Origin of the sequence: Actinoplanes sp. NPDC051475, assembly GCF_040689425.1 — a bacterium.
Lineage (GTDB): Bacteria > Actinomycetota > Actinomycetes > Mycobacteriales > Micromonosporaceae > Actinoplanes.
In genome coordinates, this window is record NZ_JBFAZZ010000028.1 from 1 (window position 1) to 22,431 (window position 22,431).

At 72.2% G+C, this 22,431-nt stretch carries 18 protein-coding genes; 8 read left to right on the forward strand and 10 right to left on the reverse strand.

The window, feature by feature from the left end:
* Positions 1 to 109 precede the first annotated feature (109 nt).
* Positions 110 to 676 (forward strand): hypothetical protein, encoded by a 567-nt coding sequence (locus AB0368_RS36190; RefSeq protein ID WP_366158614.1) that lies wholly within the window; start codon positions 110 to 112, stop codon positions 674 to 676.
* 22 nt (positions 677 to 698) lie between these two features.
* On the opposite strand, the gene AB0368_RS36195 is transcribed toward AB0368_RS36190, so the two are convergent.
* Both AB0368_RS36195 and AB0368_RS36200 read right to left on the reverse strand, forming a co-directional pair.
* Positions 699 to 1,109 carry a hypothetical protein gene (locus tag AB0368_RS36195; protein ID WP_366158560.1) on the reverse strand — a complete coding sequence of 137 codons (411 nt, stop codon included), beginning with the start codon at positions 1,107 to 1,109 and terminating at the stop codon, positions 699 to 701.
* 60 nt (positions 1,110 to 1,169) lie between these two features.
* Positions 1,170 to 4,019, reverse strand: a complete 2,850-nt coding sequence (locus tag AB0368_RS36200) for a tetratricopeptide repeat protein (RefSeq protein ID WP_366158561.1) — start codon at positions 4,017 to 4,019, stop codon at positions 1,170 to 1,172.
* 89 nt (positions 4,020 to 4,108) lie between these two features.
* On the opposite strand from AB0368_RS36200, the gene AB0368_RS36205 reads away from it, so the two are divergent.
* The 3 genes from AB0368_RS36205 to AB0368_RS36215 are packed head-to-tail and all read left to right on the forward strand — an operon-like array spanning position 4,109 to position 7,088.
* A complete protein-coding gene (locus tag AB0368_RS36205; protein ID WP_366158562.1) occupies positions 4,109 to 4,522 on the forward strand; it encodes a DUF6232 family protein in 414 nt (137 codons plus the stop codon).
* Positions 4,523 to 4,557: 35 nt separating this feature from the next.
* Positions 4,558 to 5,856: a GH1 family beta-glucosidase gene (locus AB0368_RS36210; RefSeq protein WP_366158563.1), complete on the forward strand. Its 1,299-nt coding sequence runs from the start codon at positions 4,558 to 4,560 to the stop codon at positions 5,854 to 5,856.
* Positions 5,853 to 7,088 (forward strand): MFS transporter, encoded by a 1,236-nt coding sequence (locus tag AB0368_RS36215; protein WP_366158564.1) that lies wholly within the window; start codon positions 5,853 to 5,855, stop codon positions 7,086 to 7,088. The genes AB0368_RS36210 and AB0368_RS36215 overlap by 4 nt, the downstream gene beginning before the upstream one ends.
* Positions 7,089 to 7,090: 2 nt before the next feature.
* Here AB0368_RS36215 and AB0368_RS36220 read toward each other — a convergent pair whose 3' ends face one another.
* Positions 7,091 to 10,222 (reverse strand): penicillin acylase family protein, encoded by a 3,132-nt coding sequence (locus tag AB0368_RS36220; RefSeq protein WP_366158565.1) that lies wholly within the window; start codon positions 10,220 to 10,222, stop codon positions 7,091 to 7,093.
* 125 nt (positions 10,223 to 10,347) lie between these two features.
* Between AB0368_RS36220 and AB0368_RS36225 the strand changes: the two genes are divergently transcribed.
* Positions 10,348 to 10,704: a VOC family protein gene (locus AB0368_RS36225; RefSeq protein WP_366158566.1), complete on the forward strand. Its 357-nt coding sequence runs from the start codon at positions 10,348 to 10,350 to the stop codon at positions 10,702 to 10,704.
* Here AB0368_RS36225 and AB0368_RS36230 read toward each other — a convergent pair.
* From AB0368_RS36230 to AB0368_RS36240, 3 genes are all read right to left on the reverse strand, one after another.
* Complete coding sequence (locus tag AB0368_RS36230; protein ID WP_366158567.1) at positions 10,701 to 11,801, reverse strand: RICIN domain-containing protein; 1,101 nt, start codon at positions 11,799 to 11,801, stop codon at positions 10,701 to 10,703. The genes AB0368_RS36225 and AB0368_RS36230 overlap by 4 nt on opposite strands.
* Positions 11,802 to 11,871: 70 nt before the next feature.
* A complete protein-coding gene (locus AB0368_RS36235) occupies positions 11,872 to 14,562 on the reverse strand; it encodes a glycosyl hydrolase (RefSeq protein WP_366158568.1) in 2,691 nt (896 codons plus the stop codon).
* Between the two features lie 270 nt (positions 14,563 to 14,832).
* Positions 14,833 to 15,396, reverse strand: coding sequence for a DUF2087 domain-containing protein (locus AB0368_RS36240; protein WP_366158569.1), 564 nt, complete (start codon positions 15,394 to 15,396; stop codon positions 14,833 to 14,835).
* Between the two features lie 221 nt (positions 15,397 to 15,617).
* On the opposite strand from AB0368_RS36240, the gene AB0368_RS36245 reads away from it, so the two are divergent.
* Positions 15,618 to 16,190, forward strand: coding sequence for a DUF3455 domain-containing protein (locus tag AB0368_RS36245; protein ID WP_366158570.1), 573 nt, complete (start codon positions 15,618 to 15,620; stop codon positions 16,188 to 16,190).
* Between the two features lie 7 nt (positions 16,191 to 16,197).
* On the opposite strand, the gene AB0368_RS36250 is transcribed toward AB0368_RS36245, so the two are convergent.
* Both AB0368_RS36250 and AB0368_RS36255 read right to left on the reverse strand, forming a co-directional pair.
* Positions 16,198 to 16,656, reverse strand: coding sequence for a hypothetical protein (locus tag AB0368_RS36250; RefSeq protein ID WP_366158571.1), 459 nt, complete (start codon positions 16,654 to 16,656; stop codon positions 16,198 to 16,200).
* Positions 16,657 to 16,658: 2 nt separating this feature from the next.
* The gene (locus tag AB0368_RS36255; protein ID WP_366158572.1) at positions 16,659 to 18,965 is read right to left on the reverse strand and encodes a molybdopterin oxidoreductase family protein; all 2,307 of its coding nucleotides are present in this window, start codon (positions 18,963 to 18,965) and stop codon (positions 16,659 to 16,661) included.
* A gap of 76 nt (positions 18,966 to 19,041) precedes the next feature.
* Here AB0368_RS36255 and AB0368_RS36260 point away from each other — a divergent pair, with 76 nt between their 5' ends.
* Positions 19,042 to 20,127, forward strand: a complete 1,086-nt coding sequence (locus tag AB0368_RS36260; protein WP_366158573.1) for a tryptophan dimethylallyltransferase family protein — start codon at positions 19,042 to 19,044, stop codon at positions 20,125 to 20,127.
* Between the two features lie 9 nt (positions 20,128 to 20,136).
* Positions 20,137 to 21,525, forward strand: a complete 1,389-nt coding sequence (locus tag AB0368_RS36265) for a tryptophanase (protein WP_366158574.1) — start codon at positions 20,137 to 20,139, stop codon at positions 21,523 to 21,525.
* Here AB0368_RS36265 and AB0368_RS36270 read toward each other — a convergent pair.
* Together AB0368_RS36270 and AB0368_RS36275 are read right to left on the reverse strand one after the other, a co-directional pair.
* Positions 21,497 to 22,069 carry an ATP/GTP-binding protein gene (locus tag AB0368_RS36270; protein ID WP_366158575.1) on the reverse strand — a complete coding sequence of 191 codons (573 nt, stop codon included), beginning with the start codon at positions 22,067 to 22,069 and terminating at the stop codon, positions 21,497 to 21,499. The genes AB0368_RS36265 and AB0368_RS36270 overlap by 29 nt on opposite strands.
* A gap of 18 nt (positions 22,070 to 22,087) precedes the next feature.
* Positions 22,088 to 22,429, reverse strand: a complete 342-nt coding sequence (locus tag AB0368_RS36275) for a DUF742 domain-containing protein (RefSeq protein WP_366158576.1) — start codon at positions 22,427 to 22,429, stop codon at positions 22,088 to 22,090.
* Positions 22,430 to 22,431 lie beyond the last annotated feature (2 nt).

The following is a 22,431-nucleotide window of genomic DNA, read 5'->3' on the forward strand; positions in this document are numbered from 1 at the left end:
ACATCACTACAATCACCACCGGCCCCACTCAGCAATCGGCGGCCTACCACCCATCACCAGGTTGACCAACGTCCCTGGACAGCACACCTAGGCCGGCGGCATGCGCTCTTTGGACGGCCGGGACGTCGATGCCGCCGTGGCCGAGATGGTGCGGGTGCTCAGCCCGTACACATCGATGGACTGGCAGTGCCGGGCCGGAACCCTCGAATGGAGCTGCTGGACGACGGCCGCCCATGTCGCCCACGACCTGCTGGCCTACGCCGGGCAGGTCGCGAGCCGGCCGGACGACTCCTACCTGCCCTTCGACCTCGTGATCCGGGACGGCACCGCACCCCGTGACGTGCTGCGGACGGTTACGGCGTGCGGGCGCCTGCTCAGCGACGCGGTGGCCGCGGCGGATCCGGCGGCCCGGGCGTGGCACTGGGGACCGACCGATCCGAGCGGCTTCGCGGCGCTGGGCGTGAACGAGACGCTTCTGCACACCCACGACATCGCCCGAGGCCTCGGAATCGACTGGCGTCCACCCGGGTCGCTCTGCGCGGCAGTGCTGGAGCGCCTCTTCCCGGACGCGACGGCGGGTGATCCGGTCCGGGTGCTGCTCTGGTCGACCGGGCGTGCCGACCTCGACGGCCGGCCTCGGGTCACCTCGTGGGTCATGAAGGCCGCGACCGGATGAGGCGCCCCGGCGGCCGTGCGCGCTAGTGGGCGACCCGGAACCGTACCGATTGGCCCAGGTAGTCGATCCGGTACAGCACCCGGTACGGCATGCCGTCCGGTACGCCGGTGGCCAGCACCGTCCGGCGGCCGGGCGAGCACGCCTCCACCGGGTCGGTGTAGGTGGTCTCGCCCTCGGCGGGCAGGAACTGCACCAGGAACGTCTGGCACCGGTCGGCGGGGTTCGCCAAGTCGCGGATGTTCAGCACACTGATCGTGGTGCACCGGCCGTTGTCCGGCACGATGAGCAGCTCGGAGGCGACGGTGCCGGCCTCGTAGTAGCCGGGCCCGGGACGGACGACGTCGCATCGGTGCGCCGTCGCGGCGTTCGCCTGCGCCGGGGCGACGGTAAATGCCGCGGCGAACGCGGCGAGGGGTAACAGGAGCTTCTGCATGGTGACACCCTTCGGGTCGGAAAGCTGAGCGCGCTGAGACCACAGTGTGGCACCAGTCCGCTACTCAGGGTGATCATGAGGGGTCAGGCCGGTGCGGGCGCGGGCCTGGTCCGGCTGCCCGGCGGCGCGCAGAGTCTCGCCGAGGCCGTTCAGTGCCGCACTCTCGCCGGCACGATTCCCGATCCTCCGGTAGAGGTCGACGGCGCGCCGGTGGTGATCGGCCGCGGCGGCGAACCGGTTCTGCTGCCGGTGGACGAGACCCAGCTCGTTCAGGACGTCGGCCTCGCCGAGGCGGTTGCCGATCTCCCGGTCCAGGCGGAGGGCCTGCTGGAGATGGTCGAGGGCCTGCTCGTGGTGACCCTGCCGCCCGTGGATCCCGCCCAGTCGCTCGATCTGCATCGCCTCGCCGAGCGGGTCACCGACCTCGCGATAGCGGCGGAGAGCCTCGCGACAGTGGTCCATGGCCTCCTCGTACCGGCCCTGTCGAAGGTGGACGATGCCGAGCGTGTCCAGGGCGTCGGCCTGGGCGAGGCGGTTGCCGGTCTCCCGGAGGATGGCGAGTCCTTGCCGCGTGTGGTCGACGGCCTGCTCGTAGTGGCCCCACCGGCAGTAGACGTAGCCGAGGTTGTTCAGGGCGCGGGCCTCGCCGGCCCGGTGCCCGATCGCGCGGCAGAGGTGGAGCGCCTGATGCAGGTGAGTGGCGGCCTCGGCGTGCCGGCTCAGTCCCTCCAGGCTGGTGCCGAGGTTGATCATCGCGTACGCCTCGGCGGGCCAGTCGCCGCAGCGGGCGGCGGCTTCACGGGCGCGGGCGTGGACGGTCAGCGCGTCGGCGAAGTGGCCACCGAAGTCCAGGTAGAGGGCGAGGGTGGCGGAGAGGCGGCGCGCGTGGCCCGGCCGGCCGTGGTCGGCGGCGTGAAGACAGGAGGCGACCAGGTTGGGGCGTTCGGCGTCCAGCCAGGCGCGGGCTGTGGGCGTACCGGAGACCGGCGGGGACGGCGAGCCCGTGGGAGGCATGCGGGGGCGCTGGAACATCCCGGCGGGGAACAGCGTGTCCATCGCGGCGGCGGCGGTGGTCAGATAGTGGTCGTACAGGCCGTTCAGGGCCCTACGGCGGGTGTCGTCGGAGTCGTGGGCGGCGGCCAGGTGGGCGGCGTAGGCCCGCATCAGGTCGTGGAACCCGTACCGGCCCGGGACGGCCTGGCTCAGCAGGTGGGCGTCGAGGAGGTGTTCGAGGACCCGGCCGGCCCGCGCCAGGGGAAGGCCGGTCAGCGCGGCCGCGGCGTACGAGTCGGTGTCGGTGCCCGGGTGCAGACCCAGCAGCCGGAACGTGCGCTGCTGCTCATCCGTGAGGTCCTGATAGGACAGCGTGAAGGCCAGGGCGACGCCCCGGTCGCCGTCGTCGAGCTCCCCGAGCCGGGTGTGCTGGTCGGTCAGCCGGTCGGCCAGGTGTGCGGCGGTCCAGGCCGGGCGGGCCCGCAGCCGCGCGGCGGCGACGCGGACGGCCAGCGGGAGCCGCCCGCAGAGTGCGACGACCTGTTCGACCGCGCCGGGGGATTCGGTGCTGCTCCGGGGCCCGGCGATGCGGGTGAACAGGGCGACCGCGTCAGCAAGGGGCAGCAGGTCGAGGGACAGGGTCAAGGCCTCGTCCAGGGTGGTCAGCCGCCGCCGGCTGGTGACTATCACCAGGGAGCCGGGGGCGGCCGGCAGGAGTGGACGGACCTGCTCGGCGGACCGGGCGTTGTCGAGCAGGATGAGGACGCGGCGCCCGGCCAGGCGGCTGCGGTAGAGCGCGGCCTGGTCCTCGGGCTCGGCCGGGATCTGCTCCCCTGGTACGCCCAGGGCACGCAGCAGCCGTGGCAGCGCCTGTCCGGGGTCGACCGGGGCGATGGCGTGGGTGTATCCGTGCAGGTCCAGGAAGAGACACCCGTCGGGATACCGGTCGGCGAGGCGATGGGCCGCGTGCACCGCGAGGGTGGTCTTGCCGATGCCGCCCATGCCGTCCACGGCACAGATCGCCACCACTCCCGGCGGTTCCGTGCCGGAGCCGGGGACGACGCGGAGCAGTTCGGCGAGTTCGTCGTGGCGGCCGGTGAAGGCGGTGGTGTCGGCGGGGAGCTGTGCGGGCCGGACCGGGTCCACCGGCGGCGCCGGCTCGGGCGGCCGGTCGTGCAGGACGCCGCGGTAGGCCTCCTCGAGGACGGCGGTGGGATCCACTCCGAGGTGGCCGGTCAGGTGCGCGCGGGTGCGCTGGTAGACGGCCACCGCGTCGTCGCGGCGGCCGGTGGCGTGCAGGACCCGGACGAGCATCGCGGCCAGCCGTTCCCGGCCCGGATGTCCCGCGGCCAGGTCGGTGAGCAGGTCGACCATCCCGGCGCCGTCGCCGCGGGCGAGCGCGCAGGCGGCGAGGTCCTCGGCGGCGACCAGTCTCAGGTCGGCCATGCGGGTGCGCAGCGGGTCCAGCGATCCGCTGACGAGATCCGCCAGGGCCGGCCCCTGCCACACCTTCAGGGCGCGGCGCAGCAGGTCGGCCCCGTCGTCCCCGGCGCCGGCCAGCCGGGCCGCCCGGGCCTGGCCCACCAGGCCGCGGAACCGGTGCCAGTCCACCGCGGCGGTGTCCACCTCGAGCAGGTACCCGGGCGGCCGGGTCAGCAGGCGCGCCTGTGCACCCACCCCTGCCTGGCGGAACGCGGTCCGCAGCCGGGAGACGTAGTCGGTGACCAGCCGGTCGATGGTCGGCGGGGGCCCGTTCGCGGCATCGCCCCAGGCCAGCCTGATCAGGTCCGGCCGGCTCACCACGCGGTTGGCGTGGAAGGCCAGCACTGCGAGGACCGCGCGCTGCTGTGCTGACAGCCCGATCGGCCGGCCGCCGTACCAGGCGCCGACGTCGCCCAGCAGCCGCAGTTCGAACACGATCACTCCCGCGGAGGGCAGCCTCCCGGTGCACAAGGCTACGGGATTGCTACGGTCCGCTTCGGACCCTGTGCCCCGACGCTCGGGCGATGACCACGTACTACGACCGCGGCACCGTACGGATCACTGATCGGTGGCTGCTCGTCGGCTCCGACCGGTACCGGATCGAGCATCTGCACAACCTCCGCCGGGCGCGGGGTCCGGCCGATCGCCTCGCCCGGAGGGCCGGTCGCACGGCCGTCCTGTCGGTGGCGGCGCTCGCCGCGACCGGCCCGCTCCTGCCGCTCGCCGCCGGGCTGATCCTCGCCGGGATCCTCGTCGTCCTGCCGGCCACCGTGGCCGGCGTACGGGCCCGGTGGCACCGGGCCGCATACCAGCTCTGGGCCGACTATCGGGGCGCTCCGGTACGGCTCTACCAGACCCGGGACGACATCGAGTTCGGCCGGGTCAGCCGTGCGCTGGTGCGCGCGTCTGCCCTATCCGAGTGCCGGTCGCGCCGCTAATCTGAGCCGAACTCATCTTTCGAGGAGGTCGTAGCGTGGCTGCCCTTCCGAGTTTTCCGCCCGGCTTTCTGTGGGGCGTCTCCACCGCGGCGTACCAGATCGAGGGTGCCGTGCGCGAGGACGGCCGCGGGCCCTCCATCTGGGACACCTTCAGCCATACCCCGGGCCGGATCCGCGACGGCGACACCGGCGACGTGGCCTGCGACCACTACCACCGCTGGGCGCAGGACGTGGAGCTCCTCGCCGAGCTGGGCGTCTCGGCGTACCGTTTCTCGATCGCCTGGCCGAGGGTGCAGCCCGCCGGCGCCGGCCCGGTCAACGGCGCCGGCCTGGATTTCTATGACCGGCTCGTAGACGCGCTGCTGGCGCGCGGCATCGCCCCGGTGCCGACGCTCTTCCACTGGGACCTGCCGCAGGCGCTCGAGGACGCCGGCGGCTGGCTGTCGCGGGACACCAGTCACCGGTTCGCCGACTACGCGGCTGTGGTGGCGGATCGGATCGGGGACCGGGTTTCGCGCTGGATCACCCTCAACGAGCCGGTCGTGCACATGGCCCAGGGGTACGCGTTCGGGACCCACGCGCCCGGCCGCATGCTGATGATGGACGCCCTGCCCGTGGCGCACCACCAGTTGCTCGGGCACGGGCTGGCGGTGCGGGCGCTGCGGGCCCGGGGCGGCGCCGAGGTGATGATCACGAACAACTGCACGCCGGTGTGGCCGGCCGGGGACGATCTCGATGCCGCCGAGGTCTACGACGCCTTCCACAACAGGCTGTTCCTGGATCCCGTCCTGCGCGGCGAGTATCCGTCGTTCGCCGCCGAGGCGGGTTTCGTGCAGGACGGCGACATGGATGTCATCGCGACGCCGATGGACGCGCTGGGCATCAACTACTACAACCCCACCCGGGTCAAGGCAGCGCCGGAGGGGGCGCCGCTGCCGTTCGAGACCGTCGACATCGAGGGCGTGCCGAAGACGGCGTTCGGCTGGCCGGTGGTCCCGGACGGCCTCCGCGAGCTGCTCGTCGGCCTGCGGGAGCGGTACGACGAGCTGCTGCCGCCGGTCTACGTCACCGAGAACGGCTGTTCCACCGACGGCTCGGTGCACGACGGCGATCGCATCGACTACCTCGACGGCCACCTGCGCGCCCTGCACGCCGCGATCGAGGCCGGTGCCGACGTACGGGGGTACTTCGTCTGGTCGCTGCTGGACAACTTCGAGTGGGCGGAGGGGTACAGCCAGCGGTTCGGGCTGGTCCACGTCGACTACGAGACCCAGCGGCGTACGCCCAGGGACTCCTTCGCCTGGATGCGCGCCGCCCTCGCCGAGCAGCGGTGACCGCGTACGCAGGCCCGGCCGACCCGCCCCGGGTAGGCAGCCGCTGGATCGGGTTGCTGGCGCTGGCGAACCTGGGGCTCTGGGTGGGCTACTACGGCCCGCTGCAGGTGTTGCTGCCGAACCAGGTCGAAGACGTGGCCGGTGCGGACAAGACCACCGTCCTCGGCATCATCACCGGCGCGGGTGCGCTCGTGGCGGTCGTCGCCGGGCCGGTCGCCGGCGCGCTCTCCGACGCCACGACGGCCCGGACCGGGCGGCGGCACACCTGGACGGCGATCGGCGCCGTGACCGGCCTCGCGGGGCTGACCCTGCTGGCCGGCCAGCGCACTGTGCTCGGGCTGGCGCTGTGCTGGTGCCTGGCGCAGGCCGGGCTCAACATGCTCCAGGCGGGGATCACGGCGATCGTCCCGGACCGTACGCCGGTGCGCCAGCGCGGGCTGGTGTCCGGCTGGGTGGGACTGGCCCAGTCGTTCGGGGTGGTGCTGGGCGTCGTCCTGGTCACCGCCGTGGTCACCGGAAGCACCGGCGGCTACCTGCTGACCGGGGTCGTCGTGGTGCTCGCCGCCGCCCCCTTCGTCCTGTTCACCCGGGACCCGGCGGTCGGGCCGGACGATGCGCCGCGGTTCTCCTTACGCTCGGTGCCGGACGCGTTCCGGCTGCGCCACCGCGAGGCGCCCGACTTCGCCTGGGCGTGGGCCACCCGGTTCCTGGTGCAGCTCGGCAACGCGATGGCGACGCTGTACCTGCTCTACTTCCTGCGCGACCGGGTCCACCATCCCGACGCCGAGCAGGGGCTGCTGGTGCTGGTCCTGGTGAACACGGCCGCGACGCTGCTCACGGTGGTGGCCGGGGGAGTAATCTCGGACCGTACCGGCCGGCGCAAGCCGTCGGTCATCGTGTCCGGCTACGTGATGGCGGCCGCAGCCGCGCTGCTGGCGCTCTGGCCGACGTGGACCGGGGCGCTCGTCGCGGCCGCCGTGCTGGGCCTGGGCTTCGGCGTCTACCTCTCGGTCGATCAGGCGCTGATCACCCAGGTCCTGCCGGCCGAGCGGGACCGGGCGCGGGACCTGGGGATCATCAACATCGCCAACTCCGCGCCGCAGGTGCTCGGCCCGGCGCTGGCCTTCCCGATCGTCTCCTGTCTCGGCGGCTATCCGGCGCTGTACCTCGCTGTTGCCGCCGTCACGGTGCTCGGCTCGGTGCTGGTGACCCGGATCCGCTCGGTGCCCTGAGATCAGTGCGCGTAGAGCTCCACCTCGTAGGCCGAGATTCCGTACGGGGTGCCCCTGGTCTCGCCGGTCAGCCGCACGAAGCGCGCCTCGGTCCGGGGGAAGGCCACGGTGTCCACGCCGCCGTTCCCGCCGGTCACGGCCGCGACCCTGGTCCAGGTCGTGCCGTCCGGTGAGGTCTCTATCCGGTACGCGGACGCGTACGCGGTCTCCCAGCGGATCACCATGCGGGCCACCGGCCGGCCGGCACCCAGATCGATGCGCAGCCACTGACCGTCCGCCCAGGAGCTCGCCCAGCGCGTGCCCAGGTCGCCGTCCACGGCGTGCGAGGCGGGATGCCCCCACTGCGTGCTCGACGCGGTCGCCGGCCGTCCCGCCGCCAGGTTGCTCAGGTCGTCGCCGCGCTTCGCCGGGAAGGAGACGACCTGCTGGTAGGTGGGCCGGTTCTGCCAGCTGATGAGGTCGTGGGTGATGCCGCCGAGCGGTGACTGCAGGATCGCGTCGGCGCACCACTGGTCGCCCGCGGCGCAGTGCGAGTCGCCGGGGTAGGTGGTGGTGGCCGGCTGTGCCAGCGCCGCGCCGAGACTGCTCAGCAACGCGGTACGGCAGGCGGCCACGTCACCGCCGCCGCAGTACGTGCGCGGCCAGTTCGCCACGGCGTCGCCGAGCACCGCGCGCAGGTCCTTGTCGACGTAGCCCCACCAGCCGGTCTGGAAGGACGAGCCCTTGTGCGCCTGCCCGGCAGACGGCGACTCGTCGATCGGCAGCGTGCTCGCCAGGGCCCGGTACAGGTCGTCGCCGAGCGGGGCCTGGAACTCCGCCGCGACCATCATCGGCCACCAGGCGTCGAAGACGCGGATGGCCTCGGCGTCCTGGTAGACCTTGCTGCCCTCGGCGGACTCGACCCGGTGCGCGCCGCGCTGCCGCCACGCGCGCAGTTCGGCCACGGCAGCGGCCTGCGCGGGGTCGGTGACCGTCGCGGTGTCGATGACGCGCAGCAGCTCGTCGAGGACCTCGGCGCCGCGCAGGTCGGTGGTCCCGGCGGACTCGACGACGCTGACGAGCCCGGCCCGGTCGAACCTGCGGCCCGCGGCCAGCGCCGCCTTGATCGGCTTGTCCAGCAGGTCGCCGCGGTGCACCGAGCCGAAGCTGAAGTTGCCGTCCGCGGCGGAGAAACCGGCCGCCTGCTTGTTGTTCCAACTGACGAAGTAGTCCTGGTTCACCGCCTGCGGATGCGCGGCGGCCGGGTACGAGCCGGTCCACTCGTACGCGGGCCGCCCCCACGTCGGCAGGTTCGGGTCGGCACCGGACGGCCGGACCGGGTTCGTGCCCGAGTTGAAGTACGCCGTGTCGGTGGAGTTGACGTAGAACCAGTTGAACGCGAACGCGATCTGCGAGGCCGAGGCGGTGAACGCGGCGGGCGTACCCATCTGATCGGGTTCGTTGAACATCTGGAAGCCGAGCGCCGAGTCGGCCTCGTGCCGATACGTCGACCGCAGGCTCGTGAACGCGACCGGCTTGCCGCCGACCAGGCCCCGCCACGACACCAGGCCGTAGTTCGTGCGCAGCATGGTGAGCCGGTACGAGCCCGCCGGCGTGGGGTCGGCGGTGGTGGGTTTCCACGCGTTGGTCTTCGTCAGCGCCTCCATCGCGAGGCACTGGCCGTGGTAGAGGTAGTGGGTCGACGCGGTGGTGGGGGTGCGGCCGTCGGGTTCACAAAGCTCGGCCGCGTACGTGTCGGTGATGTCCTGGCCCGCCGACGTGGCGCTCCACGCGTAGTCCGGCCCGCGGCCGAGAAGCGTGTAGAGGTTCAGCCCGGCGAAGGCGGCGCCCCGGCTGCTGATCCCCGGTCCCTGCAGCTCCTGGAGCATGAGCAGTTGCGGGGCGAAGTAGCCGGTCTGCGGCCCGAAGACGGCGACCGGGTGGCCGGTCGCCGAGTGCGGCGCCGAGATCACGGCGGCGTTGGACATGCCCCGGTGGTTGGTGCCGAGGGTGAGCTTGCCCAGCGACTCGGCGATGGCGCTCTTCCCCGTGGCCTTCCGGGACGCCGCCGATCCGGACTTGTCGTAGACGAGGGGCTCGGGCGCCGCCGTACCGGGGTCGGGCATGGCGACCCCCGGGGCGTTGCGGTTGTCCGCCCCGTACGGGAAGACCTGTCCGTCGTGGACCGTCAGCACCGCCTCGGGATCGTTCTGGGAGCGGAAGGTCGTCCAGACCGCGTCCCCGGCGGCGTCGCCGTACTTCGCCCGCGCGGCGATCCGCACCAGCGCCGACTGCATCTCGCCGCCGCCGCCCCCGCCGAACAGCCCGCCGATGACCCCGGCGGTGGCGATGAGGTCGGTGAGCCCGAAGTTCCCCGGGCCGCCCTTGTTGGTGATCGCGTCCAGGTGGCCGGTGAGCACGTACTCGCCGGGGCAGTCCCGGGCCGCCATGCAGTCCGCGATGTACTCGTTGATCCCGGCGACGTAGGCCTGCACGTCGGCGTAGAGCTGGGCGCCGCGCGGGCCAGAGGCCTTCAGCGTGTCGATCTGCGCCTGCAGGTCCGCCTCGGTGTACGGGGAGTTGCGCCAGACGCTCTGCTCCAGCGCCTGGTTCCCCTCGGCGCCGCCGGCGAACGGGGTCAGCTCGCCGCGCGCCACGTGCCGCATCAGGTCCATCAGGAAGAGGCGGTCCTCGGCGCCCGCGTACCCGGCCCCGAACATGGTGCCGGCCCGGGTCGTGCCGGTGACGTGCGGGATGCCCAGGGCCTTGTCTCGGACGACGGTGACGTCCGGGCGGGGCTGGTAGCTGCGCGCCACGTCGCCGGGAGCGACGCCGAACGAGCCGTCGTTGAAGAAGGTGGAGATCTGCTGGTCGGTCAGGCCGGTGTAGTGCTGCACGAGCCCGGCGTAGCGACCCAGCTGGTCGTCCGAGTGCGGGGGCATGGTGCCCAAGGTCTGGTGGGCGATGATCTGCAGCAGGTCCGCGTCGCCGTTCTCACCCGGCGGCAGGATGTCGGAGCACTCGCCGAGGCAGTAGTCGTTGCCGGCGTAGGCGGCGCTCGCCGGGACGGCGGTGAGCGGGTTGACGGAGACGGCGACGGTCAGCAGGAGGGAGATGGTCAGGGCCGCGGTGAGGCGGGGGAGGCGTCGGTGCATGGGCGGAGTCCCTTCCGGGGCGCACGAACGCGAGAAGGATTCATAATGCTAACCACCGGTGAACGCCCAGGGCCAGAGCGTGACGAGTATCGATGGGAACGACCTTCCGCCCGTAAGGTCGAATGATGACCGAGCCAGACCGGTACGCCAGCGTTCGCTACCTCGTCGACGACGTCCAGGCCGCCGTCGACTTCTACACCAGCCACCTGGGCTTCTCCCTGCTCACCAGCGCCGCTCCGGCCTTCGCCGACGTTGTCCGCGGCTCGCTGCGGCTGCTGCTGTCCGGGCCCGCGAGCTCGGGCGCCCGCGCCACCCCCGCCGACGCCGCCGGGCCGGGCCACAACCGGATCCATCTCGTCGTCGGCGACCTCGGCGCCGAGATCGAGCGGCTCCGGACCGAGGGCGTGCCGTTCCGCAGCGAACTGATCTCCGGTCCGGGCGGCCGGCAGATCCTTCTCGCCGATCCCGCCCGCAAGAACTAACGCACCGACCAGCGCTGGGCGCCCGTGCCGTTGCACTCGTAGAGCTGCACGAGGGTCCCGTTCGCCGTGCCGCCCGCGGTCACGTCGACGCACTTGCCCGAGTTCGCCCCGGCGATGGTGCCGTCGGCGCGGAAGGTGAACCGCTGGGCCGTCGTACCGTTGCAGGTCCAGATCTGGATCCTGGTGCCGTCGGCGGTCGCGTTGCCGCTGACGTCCAGGCAGCGGTCGCCGTAGACCCGCAGCTCGCCGGCGGCGGTGCGGGTCCAGGTCTGGATGGTGCTGCCCAGACAGTCGTAGATGTGCAGCTGGGTGCCGTCCGCCGTGGCCGTCCCGGGTACGTCGAGACACTTGCCCGACTGCGGGTTGGCCACCATGACGGCGGCGCCGACCGGGGGCAGGACGGTGGCCTCGAGGCTCGCCGGCGCCGACCGGAGGGCGCTGAACCACTGCGCGGCCATCTTGTCGTAGCCGGCCGCGGTGGGATGGGTGCCGTCGGCCAGGTCCGCCACGGCGACGACCGGGTGCATGTCGACGAGATGGGTGAGCGGGCCCTTGCCGGCGACGATGCCGGGGATCTGCGCGTTGAGGGCCTGGATCCTGGACTCCAGCACCGGATCCGACTCCGGGATGAGCGTGGAGACGAACAGCTCCACCGTCGGCGCGTTCGCCCGGATCTTGTCGATCAGCGCCGACAGCCGCGCGGGGGCGTGGGGGAGGTCGTAGTTCTGGTTCACGTCGTTGGTGCCGACGTGCAGCAGGATGGTGCGGGGCGCGTACGTGCGCAGCCACCCCGCGATGGAGGCGTCGATCTGGTCGATGCGCCATCCACTGTGGCCCTCGTGGTCGTGGTCGCCGAGCGAGGCGGGGCCGTTGGAGCCGGAGCCGACGAAGTCCACGCGGTAGCCGGCACCGGTGAACAGCTCCCACATCTTGATGCGGTAACCACCGGGCACGTTGTAGCCGTCGGTGATGGACGCGCCGAGCGGCATGATGCGGACGCCGCCGTTGGACTCGGCCGCCTCGGCCGGTGCGCCACCGGAAAGGGCCGAGCCGACGGCAAGCAGGACGCCCACGAGGGCGGCCACCCCTCTACGCATGTGCGGTCCCTCCGACTCGGCATGACAACGTTGTCGTCATGCCGAGTCAATAATGAGGACCGTCGATGTGTCAAACGAGCGCGAGCGGCGTCCGCCAGATGCCGCGCCCGTGAGTCGCGGCGTAGAGGAACCCGTCCTGGCTCACGTGCAGGTCGAACGCGGCCGTGAGCGGCAGCGACCAGGGCTTGGCTCCGGGTGGCGGCCCGACCCGCCGCCACTTGACGGTCGCCGCGGTGGCGCGGCGATCGGCGACCAGGACGCCGAGATCGGTGCTGACCACGAGCCGGTTGCCGACGACGACCACATCGGTGGCCGGCACGTCCGGGAAGCCGACGGACAGGTCCGTCCAGCTCACCGACACGCCGCTCGCGGTCTTGCGGAGCTTGCCGCGGTAGACGTGCTTCACGCCCGCGCCGGGGCCCTCGATGAAGCGCCGGTTGAACCCGTTGAAGACCAGGTAGATCGTCGAGTTCGTGCGGTCGTACGGGTCGAGGACGACGTTGTTGGGGAAGCGGTCGGGCAGGCCGGTGAGGTCGAGCTCGGTCCACGTACCGCCCCAGTTGGTGGCGACGCCGCGGGTGAAGCCGGCACTGTTGCAGTTGGTCTGGCCGCACCAGGAGGCGATGTAGGTGTCGCGGGCCGGGTCCGCCGGCGCGGCGGGATCGGCGACCGCGTCCATACCGACGATCAGGCGCAGGCCGGTGGCGTCCAGGGTGTACTGCGGCTTCCAGCCCCGGCTCGGGTCCGCCGCGGCCTGCGCGGGCGTGTAGCTGAACCCGTAGTCGTGCCGCCAGAACGAGTTTCCGCCGGCGACCCACCGCTCGCTCGCGCCGTCGCCGATGTTGCGCGAGCCGCGGACGACCCGGAACGGCGCGGTGAAGCGGGCGTTGACGTCGGGCACGGTGACATCGAAGATCGCGCTTGTCGTGCCGTCGCTGACGCCGCAGTTCTTGGTCAGCCACAGGATCAGGTACGTGTACTCGTTGAGGATCTGGCAGCCGTTGCGCGGGTTGACGATGATGTCCCCGCCGTCGCCGCCGAACGGGCTGACCTGCTTGCGGGCTCCCGCGCGCAGCAGCGAGCCGCCGTTGTCCTGCAGGCCGCCGGCGACCGTGTACCCCCGGCGGTCCGGGTCGCGCCCGGTGCCCACCGAGTAGTACTGGAGGGTGCGCAGGCCGGCGTTCTGGTTGGTCCAGTCGGTGGCGTGCCCGGCCGCGTCCTCCGAACTGCGGGCCGGGGCCAGCGGTCGGGTGTAGACGCCGCCGTCGTCGCCGACGAGCAGCTTGCCGCCGGAGACGGCGATCGAGTGCTGGTCGGGGTGGGTGGTGGCCGGGCAACCGCCGTCGGGCAGTGCCGGGTCGTAGCAGTCGAACCCGAAGTTCCAGTACGGCCCGATGGTCTTCCAGGTGGCGCCGCCGTCCTCGGTCTCGTAGACCTCCTCGAGGCCGACGTAGAAGTGCCGCGCATCGGACGGATCGACCTCGATGAAGTTGTTGTACCAGGCCTGCACGCCGACCGGATAGTCCTGGTCGGCGCCGATCGCCGAGCCCGAGCGCTCCAGCTCCGGCGAGTCGGCGACCAGCGTCCACGGGCCCCGGACGTCGGTGGCGGTGAAGACGCCCTTGAGCGCGCTGACCCCGGCCGCGAGCCCGGCCGGACTCTCCTGCACCAGATAGAAGTGGCCGCCGTCGCGGGAGACCGCGAACTCGGCGTTGCCGACATCGGCGTCGTCAAGCCCGGTCAGCGGCGTACGGGCGAAGGTCCCGGGTGCTCCGCCGGCGGTCGACAGGTAGTAGCCGTTGTACGCGGCGCCCGAGCGCCAGGCGGCGTTGGCGAGCACGGTACGGCCGCGATCGCGGGGCGGGATCAGGACGTCGTTGACGATGTTGTCGTACGGCTTGGTGACGTCGCTGTCCGAGGCGGGATTGGGCATGAGCACGAGCTGCCACGGCTGACGGTGCCGTGCGGGATCGGTGGAGTGGCGCCAGAGGCCGCGGGTGGTGGCCGCGTACACCATGCCGCGCCCGTCGAACTTCAGCTGGTTGATGCTGCGGGACTCGAGTTCGTCCCCGCCGACCCGGTCGGCGTCGGTGAAGCTCCCGGTACGGGGGTGGCGGAGCCGATAGACGCCGGCGCCGGTGTACGTCGTCCCGCCGGTGTTGGCCTCGCCGGTGGCGTACCAGAGGGTGTCGGCGTGTCCGTCGTAGACGAGGTCTCCGGTGGACAGGGCGAGGATCCGGTCGGAGATCGGCTTCCAGGTGGCGTGCCCCGAGGTCAGGCTCTTGCGGAAGACGCCGCCGTCCGCCCCGCCGGCCCAGACGTAGCCGCGGCCGGCGGCCAGCCCGGTGACGCGTCCGGCGACGTTGCCCCATCCGCCGCCCGAGTTCGAGTACACCGGATCGCGGTACCTGGGGTCGTCGGCGTCGTACGGCTGGTTCGTCACCTCCTGCCAGGGACTCGCGGTGCCGGGCAGCCCCCGGAGGTCGGCGAGCGCGTCCGAGTACTCACCCGGGGCGACCGAGCCGTACGGCGCCATCCGGGCCTGGCTGAGCTGGGCGGCGAAGGTCTTCACGCCGCCGGTGTCCTCGGGTTCGTCGGGTTCGTCGGCCGACGAACGGGTTTCCCCGACGAGGCGGTCGGCGGGTTTGACCGGGCGGTTGGCGTGGGCCGGCGTGCTCACCGCGGCGAGGGTCGCCAGCGCGGTCAGTCCGGCAAGGACGGCGCGCGGCCCCGCGCGCCGGGTAGAGAGGACAGAGGTCATCATCGCTCCTCCCGCAATGGGCCATCATGCGGCCCCGCCGTTGGAGCCGCTGCCCAACTCCGGAAGGTATCCATCTGATCGACGCAGGGATACCAGCCGAGTGGGCAGCGGTCATCGATGATCGTCGAGGGTCAGTCCCCGGCCTCACCCTCCTCGAGGCCGCTGACGTGCTGCTCGGTGCTGGCACCGGCGATGTCGTCGCCGGCTGGTGGCCGTTCGCTGCCGCTCATCGGGTGTCCCTCTCTCGTCGTCGGAGCAGGTGAGTACCCACTACCGCACGGCTGATACCGGGCGAGCCGGGCCGTACGTGGTGCCGGCGCGGTCGCGTTCCAGCCAGCCGGTGTCGACGAGCATCCGGCGCACGGCGGCCACGTCGTCGGTGACCTCGGCCAGCCGGTGGTTGATCTCGTCCTCGGAATAGAGCCCGTCCAGCGCCAGGAACCGGACGAGCAGCTCACCGAGCAGCTGGTAGCGCTCGCTCAGAGTCGGCGGCAGGGCGGTCAGCCGCCCGTGCGAGAAGTTGCCGCGCAGCTGCGGATACTCACCGAGAAGCCGGGAGATGGGCTGCTGCTGGTCCACCGCCACGGCGGCCTCGCGCAGCCCCTCGAGGCGGGCCCGGTAGTAGCCGTCGCCGGAGCCGGTGGCCACGCCCAGGGCGACGAGCCGGGCGCACGCATCCCCGACCTTGGCCAGCGGCAGGTCCAGGGCCCATCGGAGCTCGCCGACGCTGGCCCCTTCGCGGCCGCGGCGTACCAGCTCCGCCAGGGTGAGCAGGCGGACCTCCCCGGAGAGCTGGGTCAGGACATCGGCGGCGCGGGCTGCTTCGACGGACATCCCGCCACCGTAGGAACCTTGTCCCGTGGCCGCATCCGGTTTTCCGGAGCCGGACCGGCGTCAAGCGCATTGACGACACCCGAGTGCAATGTGGCCGATCATTCAGAGCCGGTGGTACGAAGGGGCAACGATCTCGTCGATCTCGATCCGCCGGAGCGCGTCCTCCGTGTCCCCCGATTGTGGACGGCAGGTCCCTGCCGCACAAAACGGAGGAGATCGAAATGCTCAGCACGTCGCGTTCCCGCATCCGTGCACTCGCGGCCGTCGGCATGGCCGGCGTCGTGGCGGCAGTCGGGGCGGTGTCCTTCCACGCGTCCGCCGCGGAGGTGGCCGCACCCGCCGCGAGCGGTCCCGATGCCCGGCAGGTCGCCATCCCCGGCATCCCCGACGCGATCAAGCCGCCCGCGGGCGCGCGGCCGCTGGGCGCGTACCTGGTCACGACCGGAACGCAGACCTACAAATGCACCGGCGGGATCTTCACCGGCGCGTCGACGCCGGAGGCGCAGCTGATCGGTACCGGCGGGAAGATTCACCACTTCGCGGGCCCCAGCTGGCAGTCGGAGCGGGACGGCTCGCTGGTCACGGCGACGAAGACGGCCGACAGCCCGCGGTCGGGCACGATCCCCGAGCTGCTGCTCACCGTGAACAGCCACTCCGGCAAGGGCATCCTGAGCAAGGCCGCCTACATCAACCGGCTCTACACCTCGGGCGGCGTCGCCCCGGCGGGCTCGTGCACGGACGGTTCCACGACCGCGGTGCCCTACGGCGCCGTCTACGTGTTCTGGGCGAAGTAGCGCCCGGTCATTCGGCCACCACCAGCGCTTGGGGGGCCGCCTGCTTCATTCTGGTACGCACCCACGCCAGCTGGACGGCGGTCTCCCCCTCGCACGCGCGCACCACGTCCATCAGCTCCCGGTCCCGGACGCCCTGCGCGGCCTGACCGATGACCGTCCAGCAGATGTCGCACTCGGTGGCCATCAGATACAGGTCCTGCAGGTCACGCAGGAGCCCGATGCCCCCGGTACGCGTGCCCCGGAACAGGTCGGAGTGCAGCCGGTCGGGCTCCTCGGGGGCCTCCTCGGCGTACCGCTGCGCGAACGGGTGCAGCCGCGCGGCGTGCTCGTCGCACAGTTTCGCCTGCTGCCGGCACAGGTGGAGGATGTCGGGCTCGTCCCCGTGCGCGCTTGCGACCTCCCGGAACGCCTCCGCGAGGTTGAGCTGCGCCTTGTGCAGCAGCCCGAGGTAGTGGGCGAGGTGCATGGTCAGTCCATTCGAGCGACGCGGACGGCGGCGACCTTGAACAGCGGCTGCTTCGAGACCGGATCCCAGGCGGTGAGCGTCAGCTCGTTGGCGGCGCGCGGGGTCCGGTCCCCGGGGCTGACGTCGAAGTAGCCGTAGTGGAACGGCACGAAGACGACGCCGGGGCGGATGCCGGTGATCCGGGCGCGGGCCTCGATCCCGCCGCGCCGCGAGGCGATACCGACGAGATCTCCCTCCGCGATGTCCAGCCGGGCGGCGTCCTCGGGATGAAGTTCGACCCACACGTCCGGCGCGGCGGCGTCGAGCTGCGGCGCGCGGGCGGTCTTCGTCCGGGTGTGGAAGTGGTACACGGTACGGCCCGTGGTCAGCAGCAGCGGGTAGTCCTCATCGGGCACCTCGGGGGAGGGCCGGTAGTCGGTGATGTGCAGGAACGCCCGGCCGCCCGGCTGCTTGGCGCGGTAGTCGCTCTCCGTGAACTCCGCGCCGGTGTTCAGGTCGTGGCCGTACGTCTCGCAGTAGTCCGGGTCCGTCGGAAACGTCGCGTCGGTGTAGAGGCGCTCGGTGCCTTCCGGGGCGTCCTCGGTGCACGGCCACTGGATGCCGCTGCCGCCGCGAAGCTTGCCGTACGTGATACCCGTGTAGTCGCAGGGGCGGCCGGCGGAGCACTTCTTCCACGCCTCGAAGACCTCCTCGGGGCCGGTCCACGGGATCAGCAGCGCGCCGTCACGGTCGCGGAAGTCCATCCGGCGCGCGTAGTCGAGGAAGATCTCGAGGTCGGCGCGGGCCTCCCCGGGCGGCTCGACGGCCTTCTCGCTCAGGTGCACGGTCCGGTCGGCGTTGGTGAACGTGCCCAGCTTCTCGCCCCAGGTCGCGCCCGGCAGGACCACGTCGGCCAGTTCGGCGGTCTCGGTCAGGTAGAGATCCTGCACCACGACGAACAGGTTTTCCTGGGCGAGGATCCGCCGGATGCGCGCCAGGTCGGGCAGCGACACCGCCGGGTTCGTCGCCGAGATCCACAGCAGCTTGATCGAGCCCTGTTCGGCGTACCGCCAGATCTGCATGGCGTGGGTCGGCGGCGCCCAGTGCGGGATGGTCGTCCCGTCGACGTTCCACAGCTCGGCGAGCTCGCGGATGTGCTCGGCGTTGTCCCAGTTGCGGAAGCCGGGCAGGTCCCCGTCGGCGCCGGCCTCGCGGGTGTTCTCCGCGGTCGGCTGGCCGTTCATCTGCAGGACCCCGGCGCCCGGCCGGCCGATCATGCCGCGGATCAGGTGGATGTCGTTCACCCCGCACGCCGCGGCGGTGGCCTGGTTCGACTGGTAGAAGCCCTGCAGGACGGTGGAGAACAATCGCTCGGAGGTGCCGAGCAGCTCCGCCGCGCGGGCCACGTCGGCGGCCTTGACGTCACAGATCCCGGCCACCCGGTCGAGGGGATAGGCGTCGACGGTGCGCTCCAGCTCCTCGAAGCCCAGCGTGTGGGCGCCGACGTACGCCTCGTCGTACCAGCCGCGGTGGATGAGCTCGCGCAGCAGCCCGTTGACCAGGGCCAGGTTGGTGCCCGCGCGGACGGCCAGGTGCACGTCCGCCTCCCGGGCGACCGGTGTCGTGCGCGGGTCGACGGCGAGCAGGGCGGGCGGGTTCGGCCCGCGCCGCCGGTCGAGCATCCGCATCCACAGCACGGTCTGCGTCTCGGCGACGTTGTGGCCCCACAGCGCGAGGGCGTCGCAGTGGTCGACGTCGGCGTACGACCCCGGCTGCCCGTCCGTGCCGAAGTTCGCCTTCAGCGCCGCGGCGGCGGTGGCGGTGCACAGCCGGGTGTTGCCGTCCATGTGGGGCGTGCCGATGCCGGCCTTGCCGATGACCCCGAGGGCGTAGTACTCCTCCAGGAACAGCTGGCCGCTGGTGTAGAAGCCGAAGTGACCCCAGCCGCCGGGGCCTTCCAGCAGCTCCCGCGACCGGGCCACGATCCGGCCCATCGCCGTGTCCCAGTCCGTCTCGACCAGACGGCCCTCCTGCCGGACCAGCGGCCGGGTGAGCCGGTCCGGGCTGGCGTTGGCCTGCCAGCCGTACAGGTCCTTGGGGTCGAGCCGGCCCCGGTTCACCCGGTCCGCCGCGCGGCCGCGGACGCCGACGATGCGCCCGTCCGCGACGGCGATGTCCATCGCGTCGCCGTTCGAGTGCAGCAGCGACGCCGACTGCACCCATCGGTCGGCATGCGGCGCCTCGACGTGCTCGTCGACGCGTACAGGCCACTGCTCGCCCGGCCCGTACGGCGTGCGAGCGCCCCACGGGTCGGCGATCCGGTCAGCCATGCCGAAGGTATTACCCGGCGGTGATCGCCGTACTCCGGCACTTTACTAATTGATGTTGACCGATTTTAATGATCGCGTGGAGGGACTGATGCCGGCCGAGTCGCTGGTTGAACACGTCACGGGGCAGCTGCTCCGCCTCTGCCGGGTCACCGGGACGGACGCCGCGGAGCCCGCCCGACTGGTCGCCGACCTGCTCGGCGAGGCGGGCCGTAGGGCGCTCGCGGCCGGGCCCGCCTGGTCCTCCGACGTCGCCGACGACCACAGCCCGGTCGAGTTCTCGGTCGCGTTCGACCGGGGCGGCCCACCCGCGCTGCGCCTGCTCGCCGAGGCCGCGGTCGCCGACCCGGCCGTGCCGGCGGATCTGACGCCCGCCCTGGCGTTCCTGCACCGGCAGGCCGGCCGGCACAGGCTCGACCTGGCGCGCCTCGAGCAGGTGCGTGACCTCTTCACCACCGACCGGCCGCAGGGCCTGTTCGGCATGTGGCACTCGCTGATCCTGCGCGACGTGCCCGAGTTCAAGGTGTACCTCAACCCGGAGATCCACGGCGTCGCCCGCTCCGGCCCGCTGGTCCGGGAAGCCCTCGGCCGGCTCGGCGCCGGACCGGCGTACCGCGGCGTCCGGGAACGGGCCCTGCGGCCGGCCGACCGCCTGACCTTCTTCGCCCTGGACCTGACCGACTGCGACACGGCCCGGATCAAGCTGTACGTGTCGCAGCACGACGCCGGCCTCGACGACGTGGCCCGGGCCGCCGCGGTCGTGCCGGGCGTCGACCCTGCCGAGGTGACCGCCTTCTGCGAGCTGGCCACCGGTTCCGCCGGCCCGTACGACCGCCGGCCGATCATCGCCAGCTACACCTTCGCGCCCGGGGCGGCAGCACCCATCGGCTACAGCGTGTACGTGCCGATCCGCAGCTACGTCGCCGACGACCGGGAGGCGCACGACCGGGCCGGTGCCCTGCTGGTGCGGCACGGCTTCGACCCGGGCGCGCTCGAGGCCGCCGTGTCCGCCGTGTCCCGGCGGCCGCTCGGGGACGGCGCCGGGCTGATCGCGCACGTGTCGTTGCGGGTCGGGCCGCCCCGGCCGGGCCTCAGCGTCTACCTGTCGTCCGAGGCGTATAGCGTGGGCGCCCCGCAGCCACTGCGGATCCCCGCTGCCTCCTAGGAGAGAGTCGTGCCCGTGGATTCGTATGCGTTGCTGCCCCCGTACCGGATCAAGGTCGTGGAACCGATTCCCTTCCTGGATGCCGGGCAGCGCCGCAAGGCCTACGCGGCCGCGGGATGCAACCCGTTCGAGCTGCGCGCCGACCAGATCACGGTCGACCTGCTCAGCGACTCGGGCACCGGCGCGACGTCGTCCGCACAGGAGGCCGGCGCGGCCCGCGGCGACGAGTCGTACGCCGGCGCCCGCTCCTGGTTCCGCTTCCGCGACGAGGTCCGCGACCTGACCGGATTCGACCACGTCCTGCCGGTGCACCAGGGGCGGGCCGCCGAGCGCATCGTCTTCTCCACGCTGCTGCGCCCGGGACAGATCTGCCTGAGCAACACCCACTTCGACACCACCCACGCCAACGTGGAGCTCGCCGGCGCGGAGGCCCGCGACCTGCCCTGCGCGCAGGCGCTGGACCTGGACAGCGACGAGCCGTTCAAGGGCGACATCGACCTGGGCGAGCTGGAGCGCACGCTGACCGGCCCCGAGGGGGACCGGGTCGGCATGGTGCTGATGACGATCACCAATAACGGGCTCGGCGCGCAACCGGTGTCGATGGCCAACCTCACCGCGGTGGCCGCGCTCTGCGAGCAGCACGGAGTGCCGTTCTGGCTGGACGCCGCCCGCTTCGCCGAGAACGCCTGGCTGGTCCGCGAGCGCGAGCCCGGGTACGGCGACTGGACCCCGCGACAGATCGCCAACCACGCCTTCCAGCTGGCCGACGGCTGCATGATCAGCCTCAAGAAGGACGGGCTCGCCCCGGTCGGCGGCCTCATCGCCGTGCGCGACCCCGGGGTGTACACCGCCTGCGAGGCGAACCTGATCGCGACGGAGGGCTTCTCCACGTACGGGGGCCTGGCCGGGCACGACCTCGAGCGGATCGCCCAGGGCCTGCGCGAGGTGGTCGACCCCGCCTACCTGCGCTCCCGGGCGGCCGCCACCGAGCGGCTGGCCCGGCTGATCAACGAGGCCGGGGTGGACACCGTGCAACCGGCCGGCGTCCACGCGCTCTACCTCAACGCCGGCCGCCTGCTGACCCATCTCGAGCCGGCGCTGTTCCCCGGCCACGCCCTGGCGAGCGAGCTGTACCTGCGCGGCGGGATCCGCTGCGCCGAGCTGGGCTCGCTGTACCTGGGGGAGCTCGACGACGAGCAGCGGCTGGTCCGCCCGGCGCCGTTCGAGCTGGTGCGGCTGGCGATCCCGCGCCGGGTCTACACCGACGCGCACCTCGACCACGTGGCCGCGACGCTGGCGCGGATCGCGAAGGAACCCGGCCGGGTCCCCGGCTACCGGATCCTCTCGGCGCCGAAGCTGCTCCGGCATTTCAAGGTACGGCTCGAGCCGGCGGTGTAGCGGGCAACCCGGCCAGGACGTGCCGCAGGAGACGGATCAGCACCTCCACGGCCGAGCTTCGCCGGCGCGCATCGCAGCGGACGAGCGGCACGTCCGGTCCCAGCTGCAGCGCCGAGCGGATCTCGTGGTCGGGATAGGCGCACTCGCCGAAGAACGCGTTCACCGCCACGACGAACGGGATGCCACGCCGCTCGAAGTAGTCCACCGCGGCGAAGCTGGCGGGCAGCCGGCGTGTGTCGACCAGCACGACCGCGCCGAGCGCACCCTGCGCCAGCTCGTCCCACATGAACCAGAACCGGTCCTGCCCCGGCGTGCCGAACAGGTAGAGGATCACCTCGCGGCTGATGGTGATCCGGCCGAAGTCCAGGGCGACCGTGGTGCGCGTCTTCTCGTCCAGCCCGGCGAGGTCGTCCACGCCCACGCTGGCCTCCGTCATGACCTCCTCGGTGGTCAGCGGGGGGATCTCGCTGACGGAGCCGACCAGGGTGGTCTTGCCGGCACCGAAGCCGCCTGCGATGACCACCTTGGCGGATGTGCGTTTCATGTGTCTCTCAGTTCTCGGTCAGAGCTGCTGGAGGCCGCCGAGCAGCGACTCCAGCAGCGCGCGGTCGTAGACGGTGCGCTGGGCGGCGGAGCCGAGGGTGACGTAGCGCTGCTCGAGCAGGATGTCGACCAGCACCTTGACCACGGTCAGCGGCCTGCGCAGGTACGCGGAGATCTCCGCGATGGACATCCAGTCCTCGCACTGCCGCAGGATCTCCCTGTATTCGGGCTCCAGCGCGGTCGTGTCGGCCGGCAGCGCGACCACCTGCGTGGCCAGGTCCAGCGCCGCGTTGCGCGGCGTGGTGCGCCCGTTCACCAGGACATAGAGGGGTACGAGCTGACCGGGCTCGTCGAAGTCCATCC